This window comes from Undibacterium paludis (assembly GCF_022568815.1).
Classification (GTDB): domain Bacteria; phylum Pseudomonadota; class Gammaproteobacteria; order Burkholderiales; family Burkholderiaceae_D; genus Undibacterium.
In genome coordinates, this window is sequence record NZ_JAKZHX010000012.1 from 121435 (window position 1) to 143919 (window position 22485).

A 22485-nucleotide genomic window follows, 5' to 3' on the forward strand; every position below is an offset into this window, starting at 1 on the left:
TGCGCGATAAATTATTGTTTCTTGTCCAGCGTCAGGTTCAGTTCCAGCACATTGACCCGTGCTTCGCCCAGCAGGCCGGCAAAGGGCTGCTTTGCCAGCTGATCGACCAGTGCCTTGACCGTTGCCTCTGGCAGCTTGCGTTCGCGCGCTACCCGGCCAACCTGATAATAGGCAGCAGCCAGACTGATGTCAGGGTCAAGACCGCTGCCGGAAGCGGTCACCAAGTCTACCGGTATCCTGGCCACGTTGCCGGGGTCTGCAGCCTTGAGGGCGTCGATACGTCCTTTGACTGCATCGATCTGTGCCGGATTGGTGGGACCAAGATTGGAACCGCTGGAGCCATTGCCATTATTCGGCATAGGGCCAGTGGCCGATGGCCTGCCCCAGAAATATTTGGGAGAAGTAAACGACTGTCCTATCAAGGTGGAGCCGACGGTCTTGCCCTCACGGACTATCAGGCTACCCTCGGCCTGGTCACTGAAAGCCAGCTTGCCTATGCCTGTCATGGCATAGGGATAGATGACGCCAACTACCAGCGTCAGACCGGCAAACAAGACTACAGCCGGACGCAGGCTTGAACTGAATGTACTCATGATGTATTCCTTTGATTCAAACCAGATTAAGCAGTGACAGCACCATGTCGATCAGCTTGATGCCGACGAAAGGCAGGAAGATGCCGCCCACGCCATAGATCAGCAGATTGCGACGCAACAGCAGTGACGCGCCTATGGCCCGGTATTTCACCCCCTTCAAGGCCAGAGGGATCAGGAAGACAATGATCAGGGCATTGAAGATCACTGCCGACATGATGGCCGATGAAGGGCTGCTCAAATGCATAATATCGAGCGCCTTCAACTGTGGATAAGTAGCGACAAAAGCAGCGGGAATAATGGCAAAATACTTGGCGATATCGTTGGCGATCGAAAAGGTGGTCAATGAGCCGCGCGTCATCAGCATCTGCTTGCCGATCTCGACAATTTCCAGCAGCTTGGTCGGGTTGGAATCCAGATCCACCATATTGCCTGCCTCTTTGGCTGCCTGGGTACCGGAAGCCATGGCAACGGCCACATCCGCCTGGGCCAGGGCAGGGGCGTCATTGGTGCCGTCACCGGTCATGGCGACCAGGCGGCCTTCGCCCTGATGGCTGCGTATCAGCTTCAATTTGTCTTCCGGCGTGGCCTCTGCCAGAAAGTCATCAACACCGGCTTCGGCGGCAATCGCTGCTGCCGTCAGCTTGTTGTCACCGGTAATCATGATGGTCTTGATGCCCATGCGGCGCAGTTCGGCAAACCTTTCCTTGATACCGCCCTTGACGATGTCTTTCAGCTCTACCGTACCCATTATCCTGCCATCATCAACCACCACCAGTGGCGTGCTGCCTCGGCGCGAGATGTCGTCCACGGTTTTTGCAACTTCTGCAGGGAAAGGGCGGCCCAGTGACTCCACATATTTTCTGACAGAGTCCGCCGCACCCTTGCGTATCACGCGCTCACCGATATCAACACCACTCATGCGGGTCTGGGCAGTGAATTGTACGAAAGTGGCATGCAGACTGCTCATTTCACGTTCACGCAAATTATATTTTTGCTTGGCAAAGATGACTATGCTGCGGCCTTCCGGCGTTTCATCCGCCAGCGAAGCGAGCTGGGCTGAGTCGGCCAGTTGCGGCAGGCTGACACCAGGTGCCGGAAAGAAGTCTGATGCCTGACGGTTGCCAAGGGTGATGGTGCCAGTCTTGTCCAGCATCAGCACATCAACGTCACCGGCAGCCTCAACCGCGCGGCCGGAAGTGGCAATCACATTCGCCTGCATCATGCGGCTCATGCCTGCCACACCGATGGCCGACAGCAGGCCGCCTATGGTGGTAGGGATCAGGCATACCAGCAGGGCAATCAGCACCGTGATGGAGATGGGTGAAGAAGCAATGCCCGCAGCCCTGGCAGCGTCAACACTGAACAGGGAAAAGGGCAGCAAGGTCACCGTCACCACCAGGAAGATGATGGTCAACGCCACCAGCAATATCGTCAGTGCAACCTCGTTTGGCGTCTTTTGCCGTTTAGCGCCTTCCACCATGGCAATCATGCGGTCAATGAAGGCTTCGCCAGGATTGGAGGTGACCCTGACGACCAGCCAGTCTGACAGGACGCGGGTGCCACCAGTAACAGCTGAAAAATCACCGCCCGATTCACGTATCACCGGGGCCGATTCACCGGTGATGGCGCTTTCATCAACGGTGGCCACACCTTCGATGACCTCACCATCGATAGGGATGACATCATTGGCTTCTACCAGCACCACATCGCCTTTGCGCAAATCTGTCGCTGCGGCGGGCAACCAGGTCGTGCCATGTTTGGGTGTGGCCAGTTTCTTGGCCATGACTGTCTGTTTCAGGGCGCGCAGTGATGCGGCTTGCGCCTTGCTGCGACCTTCTGCCAGGGCTTCGGCAAAATTGGCAAACAGGACGGTAAACCACAACCATACCGATATCGCCAGGATGAAACCGGGGCTGGCTTCGCCCTGGCCCATCAGGGCCTGCACATACAGCATGGAGGTGATGATGCTGCCGACATAGACGACAAACATCACTGGGCTGCGCAATTGTGTACGCGGGCTTAATTTCTTGAAGGCGTCAACGATGGCGGGCATCAGCAGGCTGCTGTCGAACAAGGACAGGCCTGCCTTGCTACCATTGACGCTGGCGGCACTGGCGGTGCCGGCATCAGGCTTGCCAGCCGACTGGACTTTGCCGTCAGTGTTTTTTTGTACTGTGGTACTGGACATAAAGATCCCCTATTATTTCGTCATAAGCTGCAAATGTTCAACCACTGGTCCCAGCGCCAGCGCCGGTACATAGTTGAGCACACTGATCAACACCACCGTACCGACCAGCAGGGCAATAAACATGGGGCCATGGGTAGGCATGGTGCCGGCATTGGCTTCCAGGCGCTTCTTGCCGGCCAGCGAGCCTGCAATCGCCAGGATAGGGACAATCATGGCAAAGCGGCCAAACCACATCGCTATCGCCAGCAAGACGTTATAAAACGGCGTGTTGGCGCTGATGCCGGCAAAGGCGCTGCCGTTATTGTTGGCAGCCGAGGTAAAGGCATACAGCACCTCAGAAAAACCATGCGCCCCTGGATTCAGGATGCCAGCCTTGCCAGCTTCGGCCATCAAGGCAATCGCTGTGCCTGCCAGCACCAGCACTGGCGTTACCAGAATGGCAATCGATGTCATCTTCATTTCAAAGGACTGGATTTTCTTGCCCAGGTATTCTGGTGTACGACCTATCATCAGACCGGCAATAAACACCGCCAGGATGGCGAAGATCAACATGCCATACAAGCCGCTACCGACACCGCCAAACACCACCTCACCAAATTGCATGAGTACGATGGGTACCAGACCGCCTATGGGCATGAGGGAATCGTGCATGGCGTTGACAGCGCCGCAGGACGCAGCCGTAGTCACCGCCACAAACAGGGAGGAAGCGCTGATGCCGAAACGGGTTTCTTTACCCTCCATATTGCCACCAGCCTGCAGGGCAGATTGCGCCTGGTCCACGTTCAGGGACGCCAGCACAGGATGTGCCTGCTGCTCCGAAATCATGACCGTCGCGGTCATCGCCACGAACAGAATAGTCATGGCAGCCAATACGGCCCACCCCTGGCGCATATCGCCAACCAGACGACCAAAGGCAAAACACAGAGACGCAGGAATCAGGAAAATCGCGATCATCTGGAAGAAATTCGCCAGCGCCGTTGGATTTTCATAGGGATGCGCCGAGTTGGCATTAAAGAAACCGCCACCATTAGTACCCAGCATCTTGATGGCTTCCTGGGAAGCAACCGGTCCCATCGGCAGCGTCTGGGTAGCCGTCGTCAGGGTTTCCATGACCGGCGCACCTTTGGCATCTTTCAGAGGTTGACCATCTGCACCGACTTTAGGCTGACTGTAAGTCACCGGGTCCATCAATTGCACGTCTTTATAAGCGGAAAAATTCTGGATAACGCCTTGCCCCATGAGGAAAACGGCAAAAATGACTGACAAAGGCAATAACAGATACAGGGTGGAGCGGGTGATATCAGTCCAGAAATTACCTATCGATGCTGCGGAATGACGGCAAAAGCCGCGTATCAGGGCAAATACCACGGCGATGCCGGTCGCGGCAGAGAAAAAGTTTTGCCCGGCCAGCACCAGCATCTGGGTCAGGTAACTCATGGTCGCTTCACCGGTATAACCCTGCCAGTTGGTATTGCTGACAAAACTGACTGCGGTATTGAAAGAAGAATCTGCGCTGACATTGGCAAAACCCTGCGGGTTTAATGGCAACCAGAGTTGCAGACGTTGTACCAGATACACGGCCAGGGCGCCGAGGGCATTAAAGACCAGCAGGGTCACAGCATACTGTTTCCAGCCCATGCCGTTGTCTGCATCAGCTTTGATACCGGCCATGCGGTACAAGCCGCGTTCCAGCCATCGCAGCCAGCCCATGCCAGGCACAACAGCCCTGTCATCGGCGATTCTGGCGATATACAGGCCCAGTGGATAGGACAGGGCCAGCAGCAGCCCCAGGAAAAGTACCAGCAGTACTATTGCTTGCGTCGTCATCACAGCTCCTCGGCATTCAATAAAGCCACGATCAGATACACGAACAAGGCAGCGGACACGATAGTGCCCAGGACGTAAAACGCGTTCATGCTTTTGCTCCCAATTTGTCACAGGCCTGTACCAGCGCCCACACCAGCAGGAAGAACAGTGCTATCCCGCCGACATACAGAATTTCCATCAGATAATCCATGAGCTTTCTCTCCCGATTTTTCACCATTCAAGCATAGCCAGAAGCCTGTAAAAATTTTGTAAAGACTTCAGGCAGGGGAGTAAAGGGCACGTAAAAATTGCTGCAAACCACATGCCGGAAGAGACCAAACCGGCAACAGAGGCGCCAGATGTATTAACAAGGAAGAAACATGCACTGATTTGCTTGTTCTTTTATTAAAGAGAGTTGGTGAATTGGTCCTCATGCAACAAAAGTTATCTAATGCTTTCTTGCCTTTGACGCATAATTGCTTAAACCCATACAGGCCAGTCCACCGTTCCCAATCCTATGTACAAGCCCCAGCAACCTGCCCCATTCCAACATTTCCGTCGCGAAATCAGGGTGAGATATTTTTTGCTGATCATGCTTGCCTACTTTGTAGCCGGGCGCATAGGTCTGGCCGTACCCTATGTGAACCCGAACGTCAGCCTGGTATGGTTGCCTACCGGTATAGCCATTGCCAGCCTGCTGCGTTATGGCAAGCTGGCTGCAATAGCGATTTTTTTCTCAGCCTGGCTGCTTGAAATATCGGCTGGCTTCAGCATACTGGCCAGTGCCAGTATGGCTGTGGGTAATACCCTGGGGCCATTGCTGAGCAAATACTTATTGCGCAGGCAAGACTTCCGTCGTGATTTCACGCGCCGCCGTGACGTCATCGGTTTTGGTGTTGCCGTCATGCTGGGCATGTGTATTTCGGCCACCGGCGGCACACTGACACTATGGTTCAATGGCCTCAATACTGACCTGGCGGCAGTCTGGTTTACCTGGTGGGCCGGCGATACTGTCGGCGCCTTGCTGGCAGGGCCTCTGCTATTGTCGGTCTCATTGAAGGTGCTGTCCGCCACCTTCACGCGGCGTAGCGAGATTCTGGTCTTTCTGGGATTATTCATACTGGCCAACTGGCTGATTTTCGCTTCACCCTACAGCCGCCTGCACCTGACCTTCATCATGGTCGGCATCATGATCTGGGCAGCCATGCGTTTCGGGATATCCGGCGCATCCTTTGTCGTGCTCGCCACCTCCCTGTTTGCCGCGTGGGCGACTTCACATGGCATGGGGCCGTTCTACGAAGGCGGTCAGGCCAACCTGCTGATACTGTGGGCCTACATGACCACCATGGTCCTGATCACCCTGATCATCACTGCCCTGCAGTCAGAAAGCATAGACGCCACGCGGCAAATCCAGGAAGCTTATCAGCGCATCAACAAGGTGGCCTCGCGCCTGCCCGGCCTGGTACTGCAATACCGCATCCATCCCGACCACAGCGCCTCGATACCTTTTGCCAGCAACGCCATCGAACAGATGTTTGAAGTCACCCATGCAGAAGTCAGGGACGACGCCCTGCACCTGTTCAAACGCATAGACAACCGAGACATAGAAAGCGGTACAGAAACCATACGTAATGCCATGCGCAATCTGTCGCCCTGGCAAAGCGAGTTCCGCATGCAGCGCAAGGATGGCAGTGTGCGCTGGCTGTATCTGGATGGCTTGCCCGAGCCGGAAGCTGACGGCTCCATGCTCTGGCACTGCTTCATCACGGATATCACGGAACGCAAACAGGCCGAGCAGGATTTGCAGATTGCCGCCTGTACCTTTGAATCACAGGAAGGTATCTTCGTCGCCGCCGCGGACTGGACCATACTCAGGGTCAACCAGGCATTTACCCGCATTTCCGGCTATGAGCCGCAAGACCTGATAGGCAAGCGTCCACCGCTGTACAAAACCCGGCAACAGGACCGCAATTTTTTTATCGGTATCAATGAATCACTGGCAAGCCGCCGTTACTGGCAAGGTGAAATCTGGAGCCGCCGCAAGAACGGCGATGTCTATCCGCAAATGATCACCCTGACGGCAGTCATCGATAACCGCGGCGAGGTCAGCAATTACATCGGTTCGTTCAATGATATCAGCCGTCATAAAGGTTATGAGGCAGAGATACGCAATCTGGCTTTCTATGACTCGCTGACGCAACTGCCCAACCGGCGTCTGTTGATGGACAGGCTGCAGCATCTGATATCGATCAGCAATCGCAATGACAGCCATAGCGCCATCCTGTTCATTGACCTCGACAACTTCAAGACCCTGAACGATACCCGTGGTCACGACGCCGGTGATCTGCTGCTGATAGAAACCGCCAGCCGCCTGCAAACCTGTGTGCGCGACAGTGATACCGTGGCCCGTCTTGGCGGCGACGAATTTGTGGTGGTGCTGGAAGAACTGAGCAGCGTGCGCGATGACGCCATGCGCCAGGCTGGCATGATCGCCGAAAAAATTCGTCAGTTGCTGAGCCAGCCTTTCCACATTACCGATTTTGAACACCATGGCTCCAGCAGCATAGGCGTCTGCCTGTTCCAGGGCGGCGACACGACGGTCAAGGACTTGTTCAAGCGCGCCGATACCGCCATGTACGAAGCCAAGACGGCCGGCCGCAATGCCGTGCGCTTCTTTGACCCGGCCATGCAGGCCATACTGGTGGTGCGCATGTTGCTGGAGTCGAATCTGCGTATCGCTTTGGCCAATAATCAGTTCACGCTGTACTACCAGGTGCAGGTCAATTCCGAAGGCAGGCTGATCGGCGCAGAAGCACTGCTGCGCTGGGAACACCCCGACCGCGGTTTTATCTCGCCGGCAGAATTCATCCCGCTGGCGGAAGAAACCGGCCTCATCATACCGATAGGTCTGTGGGTACTTGAAACCGCCTGCGCCCAGATCAAGCAATGGGAAAGCAGCCACGAAACCCGGCACCTGACGTTGGCAGTCAATGTCAGCGCCAAACAATTCCAGCAGCCTGATTTTGTTGATGTGCTCACCGAGATCGTCAAGCGCCACCAGATAGACCCGACCCGCCTGAAGGTAGAACTGACCGAGAGCACTATCCTCGACAATGTCGACGCCACGACGGAAAAAATGCATCAGTTGAAAAAACTTGGTATCGCTTTTTCCATGGATGATTTTGGGACCGGTTATTCTTCACTCGCTTATCTGCAGCGCCTGCCGCTGAACCAGCTGAAGATAGACCAGTCCTTTGTGCGCGACCTCAGCCATGATGAAAATGATGCGACGATCGTCCGCGCCATCATTTCACTCGGCGTCAACCTGGGTCTGAACGTGATTGCAGAAGGGGTGGAAACCAGCGCCCAGCGCGCCTTTCTGATTGCACATAATTGCTACGCCTTCCAGGGCTATTATTTTTCCAAACCGCTGCCACTGGAAGGTTTTTTAGCCTTGCTCAAACAGCCTGAACCGGAAGATAGTTAGGCAACACCCAGCAGGCGCAGATCAAGCTTGCCCTCATGCATGGGCGGACACCAGAAGTAACTGCCGGTCTGCGGTTGCGTGAACTGGAACAGCGCATCGACGATGCCATCTTCAGCACCAGACATGCGACGCAATTGCGCTTCAAAAGCATAGAAGGATTTACCGAAGGCAGCAAACATCAGACCCGCCTTGTCAGCACCGGACCAGGGCATGGAGCGTCTGAGCATGAAAGCCTCGGGCGTGAAATCTTCTTGCGCCGTACGTTTGACGTGAGCAGATTCCGGTGCGTCGTCCAGTTCTTCATTATCGCTTTGTCGACGGCCTATGGCATCATCCTGCGCCTGCTTTGTCATGGCGTCAAAACGTTCAAACCTGTGCGTCCATTGCTGGACGGCGACAAAACTGGAGCCGGCCAGGCCTGCAACATCGCCACTGACAAAAGCCGTATCAATGGCTGCTTCAGCTTCAGGGTTTTCGGTGCCGTCTTCATAGCCGCTGAGATCACGGCCTTCCAGGTATTTGAAGGCGTCGACCTGTGACTGTACTTCAAATACCGGTGTGACCGCATGCAGCACTTGCTGCAATTGACGGACCAGGGCGCCACGCTCCTGCTGGCGCAGCCAGCAGAATAATGCCGCTGGCGTGGCAGGCAAACGTACCCGGCTGTCTGCAACACCCTGGAATTCTGTCAAACCATCAATGTGTTTGTCCAGCAAACCGACCAGGCGAGCGCCGAGGCCGATAACCAATTGCTGACCATCGCTGAGATTTGCCAGGGCGCTCAATACCCTCGATACAGAATCCGGGGAACTGCCCACCCTGACATCGAAAACCAGATAAATGGCATGTGCAGGTATGGGCTGCAGGATACCGGCTTGATACGGCGTCATGAATAACTCCTGTTGTAGATTGTGGATATCTTTGTCTTTTTTGAATATGCCTAGCATACCTTAGCTTGTGCAATCCGTGATTGCTCGCTACAATCAATCGCGAGGCAATCGCCTCAACGTCGCTCGGACGGTTCCGGGCGCCCGTTCTGTCAATCTGCAAAGACTGGCCGGACTACGTACAATTTATTGAACATGACAAATCTATCTACTCCGCCGGGCCGGGGTTCAGTGGTTGAAGGCACGTCTGCGCCTGCAACGACGACTCCGCGTTTTTCTTTCGCACGCATCAACCGCCTGCCTCCTTACGTATTCAATATCACTGCCGAACTGAAGATGGCGGCACGCCGTCGTGGCGAAGACATCATCGATATGTCGATGGGCAATCCCGATGGGGCTACCCCGCCACATATAGTCGAAAAACTGGTCGAAGTGGCGCAGCGCCCCGATACCCATGGCTATTCCGCCTCCAAGGGCATACCACGCCTGCGCCGTGCGATTTCGCGCTGGTACAAGGACCGTTATGAAGTCGACATCAATCCTGACAGTGAGGCCATCGTCACCATCGGTTCCAAGGAAGGGCTGGCCCATCTGATGCTGGCGACGCTGGACAAGGGCGACACGGTATTGGTGCCCAATCCCAGCTACCCCATTCACATCTATGGCGCTGTCATCGCCGGCGCTGATATACGCTCGATACGCATGAGTCCTGGCGTGGATTTTTTTGCCGAACTCGAAAGAGCGATACGTGAAACCTATCCCAAGCCGAAGATGATGATCTTTGGCTTTCCCTCCAATCCGACCGCACAATGCGTGGAACTGGAATTTTTCGAGCGCGTCGTCAAGCTGGCCAGGGAACACAATATCCTGGTGGTACATGACCTGGCCTATGCCGACATCGTCTATGACGGCTGGAAAGCGCCGTCCATCATGCAGGTGCCCGGTGCGCGTGATGTCGCCGTCGAGTTTTTCACCATGTCCAAGAGCTATAACATGGCAGGCTGGCGCATAGGCTTCATGGTCGGCAACAAGGAGCTGGTAGCCGCCCTGGCGCGTATCAAGAGTTACCATGACTATGGCAGCTTCACCCCGGTACAGGTGGCAGCGATTGCCGCACTGGAAGGTGACCAGAGCTGCGTCAGGAAGATCTGTGAGCAATACCAGAGCCGCCGCGATGTGCTGGTCAAGGGCTTGCATGAACTCGGCTGGATGGTGGAAAAACCCAAGGCTTCAATGTATATCTGGGCGCATATCCCCGAACATTATCGCCACCTGGGTTCGCTGGAATTTTCACGGCAAGTGCTGGAAAAAGCCAAGCTTTGCGTGTCGCCCGGCATAGGCTTTGGAGAATATGGCGATGAGTATGTGCGCTTTGCGCTGATAGAAAATGAGTCACGCATACGCCAGGCCTTGCGTGGTCTGAAAACCATGTTCAAGGAAGACGGAGTGGCAAAATAAGCGCCATTACTTTTGCCGTCTTGCGTGACTTGTTGTCACCCTGGGGAGAATTGCGCCCGCAGGCAGTAACAGACTGGCAGGGTGAAATACCCCTGCCTGCCATTCTTGCCAATTTTTATGCACAGATAGGCCCCTGGGGTGAAATAGTCCATGAAAAAGTCGGACCTACCGGTTTATCGCTGAACGCGGGCGGTAATCCTGTCGATGTTCCGGTACTCAAGAACCTCTGGTCCCGCCAGGCTTGTTATCGCTGGCATGGCAATACCGGCCAGCGTTTACCTGAGTGGCAAGATCACTGGCTGGTGGTAGCGACAGAAGGCAGCAATCCCTTCATGCTTGACACCGTGACGGGGCAAGTCTATTTTGCCCTGGCTGGTGGTAAGCCTGATTTTCGGCTATTCGCTCCAGACTTGCTAACGGCCTTCGCTGCTATTGCCTGCGTCGCCAATACTATGCGTGATCTGGGTGAACTGGCTTTCGATGATACTTATGAATTGACGGCCGCCGCGCGTGCACAAGTCACTCTGAATCTGGATAAACTGCTGGCGGGCATAGGCGATGCCCGCGAGATGGTGGCTGCCTGGCGCTGGTATTGCTAAGATTACTTGATCATTACCGGGACATTAGCGCAAACTCCAGACAAAAACATGAACCACATAGAACCAGGTAAATTATTTCTTGCGTGTGGAAAAACTTGGGTTGTGGTTGACAAGAAAATAAACTTTGTTTAAGGTTTCTGACGGAGATGCGTTTGCTTAATCAGATATCCCCTGATTCACTTATCTACAGGAATCCTTATGTCCCTAATCAGGAATTGGCCTTTTTTTGCTGAACAAAAAAGTACGTCACCAGTCAGTAAAAGAAGTCTTAACATCGGGTTCTTAATGAATTATTTACGCTTTACTACGCTGCTAATGTGCAGCTTGCTTGGCGTCTCGGCAATGGCGCAAGATGTTAAATTCATCAAAAGTAATCTGGTTAATCTTTTTAATGCGAACACAACTGCGGTCGAGCATGGGGAACAGCCAATTGTAATCACCTACCCATCAAATTTTTCCACCGAGGTGCGAGACGCCAAAGGGATATCAATAATATGTATTAAAAGTTCTACGACTAACTTGGACAGTATGTTCAGTACAGATACTCCCCATATAGTAGGAGATGGATTAATCACTATTGGGCTATCGCTGAACGTAGGTTTTGATCCTGGCTCTAATAAATTCAGTGGTGAAGATGAGGTCCAGACAGATTATAAAAAGTTAGGCTTTACCAATGTGCTTTCAAGACGTCTGGATAAGAAAAACACTCCCATCGAAGAGCTGACGGCAACCGGGCCAAATGGTCGTCGAATTTACCTCGCGTATATCGCCATGGACAACTCAGGAGTTACATACAGGATCACGTATTATCATCCTGAAGAATACAAAGCATCTGAGACCTTGATCTGGCGTAAGCTGATTGATAATCTGATCGAATAGATCAGACTGAAGCGCGTTGGTCACGCATTCTTCAATTCTGCTTGAAAGGGCAGAACACTTGACTGTATGCACGGCGGAACAATTGATCAATTGCTTTCAGTCATGAATCCACCAAAAGTTCCTGTTAGCTGACCTGGGTCCGACAGACCCAGAGACATCACTATTTCAGCGCGTTTATCCTTCCAGGTTTTCGTGATGATTTGCCAGACCACGCTTCCAGTAGGCAGCTACCCGCATCGCCGAACCTGGATGGCCTTTTTCTTCCGCCAGTATGCGCCTTGCTGCCGCCATCATGCTGGCCTCGCCGGCACACCAGGCATAACCTTCACCTTCCGGCAATTGCCAGGCACGCAGCATGGCCAGCAATTCTTCCGGCGTCTCTACCCATAGCAGGCTGACGTTGGCCGCAAAACTGAACTGGCGACGTTCACTGGCTTCTGCCAGCAGGATAACCGTGACTTTGGCGCCGGCCGGCAATTCTTCCAGACGGCGGGCAATTGCGGGGATGGCGGTTTCATCGCCAGCCAGCAAATGCCAGTCATAGTCTGTTGGTATCACCAGCGAGCCACGCGGCCCAGCTATAGTGATCGTCTGCCCGGCAGCCGCCTGGGCAGCCCAGCTGGCTGCCGGGCCATCGCCATGGATGGAAAACTCCAGGACCAGCTCACCTTTGACTGCATCATAGTGACGTGGTGTGTAATCGCGCCTGACGGCTTGTTCGCTGTCGGCATTCAATATCAGTTTGACATGATCATCAAAAGAAGCACTGATAAAGCCTGGCAAATCACTGCCGCTAAGCGTAATACGGCGAAATTGCGGGCTAGGGCTTTCTACCCTGACAACTTGCAGGTCACGGCGTTTGATTTCATGGCGTATGCGTTGTACGCGGCTGGTGCTAAGGTCTATACTCATTTATTCACTCATCAAATTAGTTGACAATATCTACTATAATGCAAAAAACAAATGACAATGTCAACCATTCTTCAAAAAATAAAGAGGATGGTGTACTCGACCTCATCCATACCGTCATGCACCAGTACCGCTCCCTGCAATACCAGGCCTTGCGTGACGGTCCACATGACATCACCCATATGGAAGGCAAGGTGCTGGGCTTTTTTGGCCACTATCCCGGCTCTACCCAGAGCGACCTGGCCAGGCATAGCGGGCGCGACAAGGCGCAACTGGCGCGCCTGATCAAAGGTCTGCGCGAACGTGGCCTGCTTGACGCCATCGCCGACGAGGCAGACAAGCGCAATGTCAGGCTGAATCTGACCCAGGACGGCCAAAATGTACTAGGCGTCCTGCGCCAGCAGGGCAGGCATTTGAATGGCAAAGCTGTAGCGGGCCTGGATCAGACAGAACAATTGCAATTGCAACAGCTTTTGCTGCGCGTCAAAGCCAATCTCGATACCGAGACTTAGGCAACGCCTCGAATTTTTCAGACTCTTCAACATCAGAAACCATGAGCCAATACTGGAGTAAAGTTGTACACAAGCTGACCCCCTATACACCGGGCGAACAACCGAAGATGGCCCGGCTGATCAAGCTCAATACCAATGAAAACCCTTATCCGCCATCACCGCAGGTGCTGGCAGCGATACAGGCAGCAGCGAATACCGATTTACGGCTGTACCCTGATCCTGGTTCTGATCGTTTGCGTGAAGTCATCGCGAACTATCACGGCCTGCAGGCTGAACAGGTTTTTGTCGGCAACAGTTCGGATGAAGTGCTGGCCCATGTATTCCAGGCCTTGCTGAAGCATGAGCAGCCATTGCTGTTCCCCGACATCAGCTACAGCTTTTATCCTGTGTATTGCGGACTGTATGAAATCGACTACCGCACCGTTGCACTGGATGCTGATTACCGCCTGAACGTGGCAGATTATGCACAGCCCAACGGTGGCATCATTTTCCCCAACCCGAATGCACCGACAGGCTGCCTGCTGGGCCTGGAACAGATAGAGCACCTGTTGCAAAACAACCGTGATTCTGTTGTTGTCATCGACGAAGCCTATATCGACTTTGGCGGTAATACGGCAATTACCCTGATCAACCGCTACCCGAACCTGCTGGTAGTGCAGACCCTGTCCAAGTCGCGTTCACTGGCAGGTTTGCGGGTAGGCTTTGCTGCCGGTCACGCCGACCTGATTGCTGGCCTGAACCGCGTCAAGAACAGCTTCAACTCTTACCCGCTGGACAGGCTGGCAGCGGCCGGCGCCATCGCCGCTTTTGAAGACCAGGCCAGCTTTGCGCAAAACTGCCAGGCCATTATGGCAACCCGCGAAAGGCTGACTGCCAGCCTGGCACACCTGGGCTTTGAGGTCTTGCCATCAGCAGCCAATTTCATCTTCGCCCGTCACCCGGATTTTGATGCACAGCAGCTGGCGCAGGGCTTGCGCAGCTCCGGCATCATCGTGCGCCATTTCAAACTGCCGCGCATAGATAATTTCCTGCGGATTTCAATAGGGACAGATGCCGAATCCCGTGCGCTGGTATCGGTGCTGGAAGTGCTGGTGAAACAGGATTAATGCAAGCTGCTGAGGCAACAGCCATCTAGTTTTTCGTACTGAATCTTTCACGGAAAAACCCCGGTGTCGTCCCCAGGTGCTTGATAAAACTGCGATGCAGGGTATCGAGGCTGTTATAACCGGCATGGCTGGCGATACGTGCCAGGGGCCATGTAGTCGTGATGAGCAGGTTTTTGGCGTGTTCCAGGCGGGCCTGGTCAACGAAGCGGGCCGGAGTGGTGCCGGTTTCTTGCTGGAAGTTGCGGGCGAAGCTGCGCTCGCTCATATGGACCCGTGCGGCCATGACAGGGCCACGCCAGTCGGCAGCCGGATTGCTGATAATGTCATTGAGCAGTTGCTGTAGTCGCGGGCTGGCCTGGCCCAGGGTCTGCGACTGAATTTGCAGGGCGTTGCTGAATTGTGACTGGCCGCCGGCACGACGCATGTAGAGCACCAGTTCACGTGCGATGGACAGGCTCAGCGCCGGACCGGCATCGGCTTCCACCAGGTTCAGGCACAGGTCTATACCGGCAGTGACACCGGCTGAGGTATGGATGGGTCCATCGACAGTAAAGATGGCGTCGGCTTCGACCCTGACTTCCGGGAAGAGCTTTTGCAACAGTGCGCAAGTGTTCCAGTGTGTGGTGGCACGGCGGCCATTCAGCAAACCGGCAGCAGCCAGCACCAGGGCCCCGGTACAGATGCTGGCAATACGCCTGGTGTGCTGGCTACGTTCACGCAACCAGGGCAGCAAGATATTCTCTGCAGCGGCGGCATGCATGGCGGCCTCACTGCCACCGGTGACGATGATGGTATCTATACCTGTGGATAAACCTGTTGGCAAATCTGTGGGCAAGTATGTTGATAAGCATGTTGACAAGTCTGCATCCAGGTCCGCCAGGGCAGTAAAACCGTGTATCTCCAGCCCTGCATTGGTTTTGATGCTGCCGCCACGCGGCGTCGCCGTCAGCAAGTTGTACACAGGCATGCCGGCGCTGCGGTACTGGTTGGCCAGGGTGAATACTTCCATGGGGCCGCTCAGGTCCAGGCTTTGTACGCCGTCCAGGGCGATGAAGAGAATGGTCTTGGTATGAATGTTCATGGCGATTTTTGCGACAAGATTGGCTATTTTGCCAGTTTCTGCCAGCTTATAGTGGTACTGTCTTCTTCTCAGCGTCTGTCATCCCCATGAAAACCGGAATCTGGTCTGGCCCCTTATTCGTCATTATTGCCTGCATCACCTGTCTTGTCCTTGCTGCCGGAGCGGCCGCTGAACAGCCTGTCACCGTTGCGGATGCGCAGTTGTCCACAGATATCCCGGCCTACCAGCCACGTTTTGGCCGCAGCCAGCCTGTGATTGCCGTCCTGGCTGATAATGAAATGACCGAGCTGACTGATTTTGTCGTGCCCTATGCCGTGCTGACAGCTTCTGGCAGCAGCAAGGTCATCACTGTCGCTCCAGATGCGGGGCCGGTGCAGCTCTACCCAGCCCTGCGCATGCAGCCCGACAGTACGCTGGCAGATTTTGACCAAGCTTATCCACAGGGTGCTGATTTTGTCATCGTGCCAGCCATACACAATGTACAGGCCAGCAAACTACAAAACTGGCTGAAGGCACAATCCGCCAAGGGTGCGCGCATCGTTGGCATCTGTGACGGCGCCTGGGTGCTGGCCCATGCAGGTTTGCTGGCAGGCAAAAAAGCCGTGGGCTTCTGGTATTCCATGAACAGCCTGCAAAAGCAGTTCCCCGACACCACCTGGCTGCGCAATCAACGCTATGTGGCTGACGGCCATGTCATGACAACCACAGGGGTGACAGCTTCATTACCGGCCTCCATCGCCCTAGTGGCGGCGATAGCCGGTGCAGACAGCGCCAACACACTGGCAAAACAACTGGGACTACCAGACTGGTCGGCCAGACATGACAGCCGGCAATTCCATTTAAGCACCGGCGCCGTCTTCACCCTTGCCGGCAACTGGTTGCGCTTCTGGGCACATGATGAAGTTGCCCTGCCACTGCGTGAAGGCGTCGATGATATCGCCCTGGCCCTGTATGCCGACGCCTGGTCACGCACCTATCGTTCGCAGGTAGTGGGCGTGGCCCTGGACAAACAGACCGTCAGTACGCGCTATGGCTTGCACCTGCTGCCAGATGCGACCTTGGCACCGGAGGCATTCGCCAGACTGTCAGAGCGGCATGCCTGGCTGCATGAAACAGCGTCAGCACACGCCATCGACAAAGCCTTGAGAGAACTGGGCCAAACCTACGGCAAATCAACCAGGTCACTGGTCAGCCTGCTTCTTGAGTATCCTCAATAAACTTACTGCCTCATAAACTGTATCAGAATCCTACAGGGAACCAAGCTCAGGAAAACCAGTCAAGTAAATCAACGTTACCCATAATCAGGTGCTTGATGAGAAACTTGAAATTGTCGTCCTTAATCAGCCTGGCTACATTGGCCACTTCCCTACTGCTCACCTGCCTCTCGACAAATGCAACTGAGAGTGCAACTGGCATAAACGCCATTTACCCCGGGGCACATTGGGAAGAAGTACCTGCCGCATCCATCAGCACTACCTGCAAACAAGGGCAGGCGGAAGCCCGCGACTACCTGCAAACCCAGGCGACGACCGCTTTATTAGCTATACGCAAGGGCCAGATCGTTTTCAGTTATGGCCACCCAGAAGTACCGGGCATCATAGAATCTGCGCGCAAGAGCGTGCTATCAATGCTGTACGGCAAATATGTAGAAAACGGCCTCATTGATCTTGAGCAGACACTGACCGCAGCCGGCATTGATGACGTCGGCGGTTTGCTGGAGTCAGAAAAACAGGCGCGCATCCGTGATCTGCTGACGGCCAGGTCCGGGGTTTTTCACCCGGCGGCAAACAGTGGCGACGATCTGGGTAAAGCCCCTGCACGCGGGACACAGGCGCCGGGCAGCTACTTCCTGTACAACAACTGGGATTTCAATGCTGCCGGCACCGTACTGGAAAATGCCACGCATAAAACGGTGTATGAATTATTTGATGCTGATATCGCCCGGCCCCTGCAACTGGAAGATTTCCAGCTGGCCAAGCAAAAGAAAATGGGTGACAGCAGCAAGTCCATACATCTGCCTTATCACCTGTTGTTATCGACACGCGACATGGCGCGCCTGGGCGTGCTGGCCCTGCACCAGGGTAACTGGAACGGGCAGCAACTGATACCGGCAGCCTGGATGCGCAAGACCACCAGCAGTTTTACACCGTCAGCAGACATGCATCCCGCCAGCACCGCTGCGCGCAAGGTCGGCTATGGTTATATGTGGTGGGTGCCAGAAGAACCGGCTGATTCAGTCCTGCATGGTGCCTATTTGGCCTGGGGTCTGCATGGACAATATATACTGGTGCTGCCAAAACTGCAGATGGTGATCGCACACCAGCGCAAAGTGCCGGTCAATGGATCATGGGATGTGGAAAAAGTGGGGAAGAATGCGTTCTTCCACGTAGCAAAAATACTGGCCAGTGCTTGCCAGCCTGAATGAAGAAAGACGCTCATGCATGACCTTACGATAAGCCTGGAAGCAGCGAGCCCGGATCAGGCGTTGCAATTAGCCGATTTGCGCGTGCTGGCCATGCGCCCCAGCCTCGAGCGCATAGGCCGCTTTGATCCCGAACGTGCACGGCAGCGTCTGCTGCAAAATTTTGCCGCCGAATACACCAGACTCATCAAACTCAATGGGATACTCGCAGGATTTCTAGTACTGCGTCCGCAGGACAATGATCTCTTGTTGGACCATTTCTACCTGCACCCGGATTTCCAGCAGCGTGGTCTCGGCAGCGCAGTCATGCAGCGCGTACTGGCAGAAGCCGATGCGTTGGGAAAGATCATCCACGTAGGCGCCTTGCGCGACAGTGACGCCAACTGTTTCTACCTGCGCCATGGTTTTGTTTTGCGTGAGACGGCGGAGTTTGATAATTACTACCTGCGTTATCCACAGACTACAAGAGAAAATAAATAGCTCCCGCAAGTGCCAATAGCTTTGCGTATTCGCACGCATGACTTCAAGAAGTCCGATAGTATTTAAAGCTAGTTGTCCAGGCTGTTCGCGGCTAAAGCCGCTCCTGCAAAGAACTTTTCACAGATAATGCCTGACACCCAGATGTTCATCCAGTTTGGCCTGCTCCCTGGCATCGAGTGTCGCCCTGTGGGCGCGGATAGTGTAACCGCCGTGCAGTCTGCCGTTGTGGTTGATCATCCAGTCGACGACGGCATCGTTGGCGACCTTGAAAGTGTCACCAATTTCATGGTCTGTCATTGCTGGCGGCACTTCAAATAACTCTGCAAGAAAACCTTCGCTATTACTTTCCCGCACCAATAGCCATACAAACATATTGCCACTGGCCAATACAAATCTGGTCTTGACCAGGGGATGGAATTCACCGGCTGTGCTGCTGTCAATCAGCTGGCGGAAATCTGGCAAAGATTGCTGTGCCTGGGCAAAGGCCTGCTGCATGCTCTCGTCGTCGGCATTGCTCATGCTGATACTGGCGCCGGGGTCGAGGTCAGGCTGGCGGCCCATTTTTCTCCTGCACATCTGCCAGTCGTACCAGCAGTTTTCGGGGTCTATGTCGTCGTAGCCCCGCGATTCGTCGAGTGCCTGTGCATGCATTTTTTCCATCATCATGACATTGGCATGGTCACGGATGCTGAGCACTTCGGCATGGGTCAGAGGATCGCCCTTGCTGTCTTCTGCGTGTACCAGCAGCGCAATCAGGGCGGGGATAAAAACAGGGACCAATTTCTCTTCATTCATCATCTTCTTTCAGCATGCATGCAGATTTGCCAGTAAAGGAAATTTTACTCTGGCAAACCTGCCCGTACCGGAGCAGACATGTAAGGAAAGAGCACTTGTTGTGACAAATTATTTCTTTTGCGGTGGTTTCTTGTCATCACCTTCAGGCGGGCGTGGTGGACGCTGCGGACGGGCGAACAGACCTTTTGGTGAGGTTGTGCAGGTGGCGGCAATCTTGCCTTCACGTGGTGTAGTGATCTGAACTACGTCGCCTTCTTTCTTGCCTTTGCAATCTTCATAAGCCTGTGGCGGCGGTTCGTGAGGCGGCCTGTCGCCGGCGCCTTGCTCTGGCGGCCTCTTTTGATCGCCGCCAGGTGGCTGGGCGTGGGCAGACATGCCACTGACCAGAGCGATCAGGATAATGCTGGCGCGTGACAGAGATAACAGGGATTTCATTTTTTCTTCCTTTCCATCAGTTCAATCAGATATACCTCGGGTTTGCTACTGACTGCATTGTGTTCTGAAACTATGGAGAAAAAATGAAGGCAGGCTCGACGTTTCGTATCATCTTGTAACGCTGATGCTGATCCTGTCATAACGACCAAAACTGTCAAAGGCAGTGATATCGTAACGCCCCGCTTCGGCAAACTCAATGACCTGTGAAGCCGTCGCTGGCTTGCTTGCGACCAGTTTGCCATTGACCATCCAGCTGACTTCTGCCTGCGAACCACGAATTTCCAGCCGCGCTTTTGGCACATCCCTGCTGTTTGCCCGATGCAGGATTTCGCCATCGCTGAGCCCGACTATCTTGATGATTTCATCAGCGTTGTAAATAGCCGCACAGGCCGGCGCCCAGGCTGGTGGCAGGGCGACCTTGCGCAGGCCCGCATCGAGCCAGGGTTCCAGCGCGGACGGCCAGCGGGCGGCCTGACGCTGTTCACTGGCCTGTTTGCTGCACTCAGGCGCGACACGCAACCCGGTTTGCGTATCGACGTAGTAAGTGAAGACAGGTGAAGAAGTTTTCAGGCGATCGGCAAAGGTTGGCGGCGTTGCGCCATGCAGGACCCAGGCAGTGCGTTGCAGCGGGCACAGGCGTTCAGGCTGTTCGCTGGCGCGCGTACCCAGTGGCCAGCAGATTTTCTCCTGGCTGACAGTGGCAGGCGGCGGGTTAGGGCTGAGGTTGCGGCCATCAGGCAAGGCCGTGAAAATATCGACCAGCAAAGGCGCAGCCACGTTAGCCCCAAAAAAACCAGGGTTCGGTGTACCGTCAGGCCGCCCTACCCAGACACCGATGGTATAACGGTTACTCACACCAACGGCCCAGGCATCGCGAAAACCAAAGCTGGTGCCAGTCTTCCAGGCAATGCCGCGATAGGTGCCGTTGCCTTCGACCGCCCTGGCCACTGGCCCACCGGTTTCCAGTATGTCACGCACGATGAAGGCGGCTCCCTCACTCATCATTCTCTGTTCCTTGCGCGGGGCATCCGGTGTCAGGCGCGGTACGGCTGCCATGCCCTTGCGGGCAAATGCAGAATAGGCGCCCACCATGTCTTCCAGCCTGGCGCCGGCGCCACCCAAGATCACACTCAGGTTGGGCGTAGCACCGCGCGGAAATTCCAGCTTCAGGCCGCCACGTCTGAGCATGGACACAAATGTCGCCGAGCCAAGCTGTTCCAGCACTTCCACCGCCGGTACATTGAGCGATTTGACCAGGGCCTCCGACACACTGACCGGGCCGTGGAAATTCTGCTGGAAATTGCCAGGCTGGTAGCCGGAAAAAGATTGCGGCGTATCCGACAGCAATGATTCGGAATGAATCAACCCCTCATCCATGGCAAAGCCATACAGAAAAGGTTTTAGCGCCGAACCGGGTGAGCGGGCAGCACGCACCATGTCGACATCGCTGAAACGTTCACGATCACTGAAGTCGGCAGAACCTGCATAGGCCAGCACTTCAAAGCTGGCATTGTCCATCACCATGGCCGCCATCGATACATGCGGCGGCAACTGGCGTATGCGGTCAGCCAGCAGGGTTTCGACAGTTTGCTGGGCTGCGGTATCCACCGTGGTTTGTATCACTGCCTGTTGCGTCTTGCTACGCTTGTTCTGCTGCTTCATGCGCAGGGCCAGCAGAGGGGCCAGCAAGGGTTCGCGCACCACCTGGGCGGTCACCGGTTCGCTCAGTGCATCGGCGACATCGGCCTTGCTCCAGCGGTCTTCCATACGCCGTATCACCTTGTCCCTGGCCAGCTGCGCACGCTGTGGATAACGGTCTGGCCGCAGTACCGATGGCAATTGCGGCAAAACCGTCAGCAAGGCTGCCTCGGCATGCGTGAGGCGATTGGACGGTTTGCCCAGATAGGCGCGGCTGGCGGCTTCCACGCCTTCCAGCACGCCGCCCATGGGCGCATAGTTGAGATAGAGGGTCAGTATCTCTTTTTTGGAGTAATGCGCTTCCAGTTGCAGGGCGCGGGCAATCTGCCTGAGCTTGCCACGTATGGTATGCGGGGTAGGGTCGATGATGCGTGCCACCTGCATGGTAATGGTGGAGCCGCCGGAAATGATTTTGCCATTATGCAGCCACTGCCAGCCGGCACGCATCAGTGCAAACGGGTTGACGCCAGGGTGCCACCAGAAAGCCCTGTCTTCATACTGCGTCAGCGTGTCGACGTAGTAAGGCGAGACTTCTTGCAGGCTGATGGCATGCCGCCAGATATGGTCCTTGTCAGGGAAGGCCCGCAGCGGCGTGCCGTCACGGGCAAGGACGACCATCGCATAAGGCGAATCGCGGCCTGGCTTGGGCAGGGGGAAGCAGAGGTCGGCGATGATGAAAATCAGTGCAACGATGGCGATTGCTGCCCAGGTTTTTTTGTAGGAGAGCAGAGCTTTACGCAAAGAGGTGAAGTTGGTGTACTTCTTGAGATTGAGCGTCATTCGGTGGAAATTTTTTATTAATCTCGAATATGAAAAATCAGATAAACAGCAAACGGGTAATATGAATGATGGTCAAATTGATCTTGTTTTTGTGTTTTTGATTTTGCTCTTCAACCGCTTGGGACCTAGCAATTTGCGCAAGCACCCGAAGGGCAAGTCTGCGGTCGCCTTTCTTTGATTCCTTTCTTTGGCGAAGCAAAGAAAGGAATTCGGCCGCCGGACCGAGACCCGGCAGGTATCCACGAAGGGCTATCGTTTTAATAAAGACTCAAGCATGCAACGAACGCCGCGGGGCTCCTGCCTTCGCAGGAGCGACGTTAATACCCATACGGTATCGCAACCAAACTCCATCCCAACCTTCTTCTTGAAG

Annotated in this window: 20 protein-coding genes; 9 read left to right on the plus strand and 11 right to left on the minus strand. The window is 54.8% G+C overall.

Features of this window, described 5'->3' with window-relative positions:
* Positions 1–11 precede the first annotated feature (11 nt).
* From kdpC to LZ463_RS20515, 5 genes are all read right to left on the minus strand, one after another.
* Positions 12–593 carry a potassium-transporting ATPase subunit KdpC gene (kdpC, locus tag LZ463_RS20495; RefSeq protein WP_241457904.1) on the minus strand — a complete coding sequence of 194 codons (582 nt, stop codon included), beginning with the start codon at positions 591–593 and terminating at the stop codon, positions 12–14.
* Positions 594–609: 16 nt separating this feature from the next.
* On the minus strand, positions 610–2646 hold the full coding sequence (gene kdpB, locus LZ463_RS20500; RefSeq protein WP_241458191.1) for a potassium-transporting ATPase subunit KdpB: 2037 nt from the start codon (positions 2644–2646) through the stop codon (positions 610–612).
* 147 nt (positions 2647–2793) lie between these two features.
* Entirely contained in the window at positions 2794–4608 is a 1815-nt protein-coding gene (kdpA, locus tag LZ463_RS20505; protein ID WP_241457906.1) for a potassium-transporting ATPase subunit KdpA, read from the minus strand.
* Positions 4608–4697: a K(+)-transporting ATPase subunit F gene (kdpF, locus tag LZ463_RS20510; RefSeq protein WP_241457908.1), complete on the minus strand. Its 90-nt coding sequence runs from the start codon at positions 4695–4697 to the stop codon at positions 4608–4610. Before kdpF ends, kdpA begins: the two co-directional genes overlap by 1 nt.
* Positions 4694–4798, minus strand: a complete 105-nt coding sequence (locus LZ463_RS20515) for a potassium ABC transporter ATPase (RefSeq protein WP_347176286.1) — start codon at positions 4796–4798, stop codon at positions 4694–4696. Before LZ463_RS20515 ends, kdpF begins: the two co-directional genes overlap by 4 nt.
* Positions 4799–5179: 381 nt before the next feature.
* Here LZ463_RS20515 and LZ463_RS20520 point away from each other — a divergent pair, with 381 nt between their 5' ends.
* A complete protein-coding gene (locus tag LZ463_RS20520; RefSeq protein ID WP_241457910.1) occupies positions 5180–8074 on the plus strand; it encodes a bifunctional diguanylate cyclase/phosphodiesterase in 2895 nt (964 codons plus the stop codon).
* Here LZ463_RS20520 and LZ463_RS20525 read toward each other — a convergent pair.
* Complete coding sequence (locus LZ463_RS20525; protein WP_241457912.1) at positions 8071–8964, minus strand: Dyp-type peroxidase; 894 nt, start codon at positions 8962–8964, stop codon at positions 8071–8073. The genes LZ463_RS20520 and LZ463_RS20525 overlap by 4 nt on opposite strands.
* A gap of 192 nt (positions 8965–9156) precedes the next feature.
* Here LZ463_RS20525 and alaC point away from each other — a divergent pair, with 192 nt between their 5' ends.
* The 3 genes from alaC (at position 9157) to LZ463_RS20540 (ending at position 11897) form a co-directional block, all read left to right on the plus strand.
* Positions 9157–10419, plus strand: a complete 1263-nt coding sequence (alaC, locus tag LZ463_RS20530; protein WP_241457914.1) for an alanine transaminase — start codon at positions 9157–9159, stop codon at positions 10417–10419.
* Between the two features lie 20 nt (positions 10420–10439).
* Complete coding sequence (locus LZ463_RS20535; protein ID WP_241457916.1) at positions 10440–11018, plus strand: hypothetical protein; 579 nt, start codon at positions 10440–10442, stop codon at positions 11016–11018.
* A 198-nt stretch (positions 11019–11216) separates the two neighbouring features.
* Positions 11217–11897: a hypothetical protein gene (locus LZ463_RS20540; RefSeq protein ID WP_241457918.1), complete on the plus strand. Its 681-nt coding sequence runs from the start codon at positions 11217–11219 to the stop codon at positions 11895–11897.
* A 174-nt stretch (positions 11898–12071) separates the two neighbouring features.
* On the opposite strand, the gene LZ463_RS20545 is transcribed toward LZ463_RS20540, so the two are convergent.
* Positions 12072–12809, minus strand: coding sequence for a siderophore-interacting protein (locus tag LZ463_RS20545; protein ID WP_241457920.1), 738 nt, complete (start codon positions 12807–12809; stop codon positions 12072–12074).
* A 38-nt stretch (positions 12810–12847) separates the two neighbouring features.
* Between LZ463_RS20545 and LZ463_RS20550 the strand changes: the two genes are divergently transcribed.
* Together LZ463_RS20550 and hisC are read left to right on the plus strand one after the other, a co-directional pair.
* On the plus strand, positions 12848–13318 hold the full coding sequence (locus LZ463_RS20550) for a MarR family winged helix-turn-helix transcriptional regulator (protein ID WP_241457921.1): 471 nt from the start codon (positions 12848–12850) through the stop codon (positions 13316–13318).
* A gap of 41 nt (positions 13319–13359) precedes the next feature.
* Positions 13360–14424: a histidinol-phosphate transaminase gene (hisC, locus tag LZ463_RS20555; protein ID WP_241457923.1), complete on the plus strand. Its 1065-nt coding sequence runs from the start codon at positions 13360–13362 to the stop codon at positions 14422–14424.
* Positions 14425–14449: 25 nt separating this feature from the next.
* Here hisC and LZ463_RS20560 read toward each other — a convergent pair whose 3' ends face one another.
* Entirely contained in the window at positions 14450–15505 is a 1056-nt protein-coding gene (locus tag LZ463_RS20560; RefSeq protein ID WP_241457925.1) for a GlxA family transcriptional regulator, read from the minus strand.
* An 86-nt stretch (positions 15506–15591) separates the two neighbouring features.
* On the opposite strand from LZ463_RS20560, the gene LZ463_RS20565 reads away from it, so the two are divergent.
* The 3 genes from LZ463_RS20565 to LZ463_RS20575 all read left to right on the plus strand — a co-directional run bounded on the left by LZ463_RS20565 (position 15592) and on the right by LZ463_RS20575 (position 18407).
* A complete protein-coding gene (locus tag LZ463_RS20565; protein WP_241457927.1) occupies positions 15592–16722 on the plus strand; it encodes a DJ-1/PfpI family protein in 1131 nt (376 codons plus the stop codon).
* Positions 16723–16817: 95 nt separating this feature from the next.
* The gene (locus tag LZ463_RS20570) at positions 16818–17930 is read left to right on the plus strand and encodes a serine hydrolase domain-containing protein (RefSeq protein ID WP_241457929.1); all 1113 of its coding nucleotides are present in this window, start codon (positions 16818–16820) and stop codon (positions 17928–17930) included.
* A gap of 12 nt (positions 17931–17942) precedes the next feature.
* On the plus strand, positions 17943–18407 hold the full coding sequence (locus LZ463_RS20575) for a GNAT family N-acetyltransferase (protein WP_241457931.1): 465 nt from the start codon (positions 17943–17945) through the stop codon (positions 18405–18407).
* A gap of 117 nt (positions 18408–18524) precedes the next feature.
* Here LZ463_RS20575 and LZ463_RS20580 read toward each other — a convergent pair whose 3' ends face one another.
* The 3 genes from LZ463_RS20580 to pbpC all read right to left on the minus strand — a co-directional run bounded on the left by LZ463_RS20580 (position 18525) and on the right by pbpC (position 22115).
* Positions 18525–19205, minus strand: coding sequence for a DUF2314 domain-containing protein (locus tag LZ463_RS20580; protein ID WP_241457933.1), 681 nt, complete (start codon positions 19203–19205; stop codon positions 18525–18527).
* Positions 19206–19310: 105 nt separating this feature from the next.
* Positions 19311–19637 (minus strand): hypothetical protein, encoded by a 327-nt coding sequence (locus LZ463_RS20585; protein ID WP_241457935.1) that lies wholly within the window; start codon positions 19635–19637, stop codon positions 19311–19313.
* Positions 19638–19745: 108 nt separating this feature from the next.
* Positions 19746–22115, minus strand: a complete 2370-nt coding sequence (gene pbpC / locus LZ463_RS20590) for a penicillin-binding protein 1C (RefSeq protein WP_241457937.1) — start codon at positions 22113–22115, stop codon at positions 19746–19748.
* Positions 22116–22485: the final 370 nt, after the last annotated feature.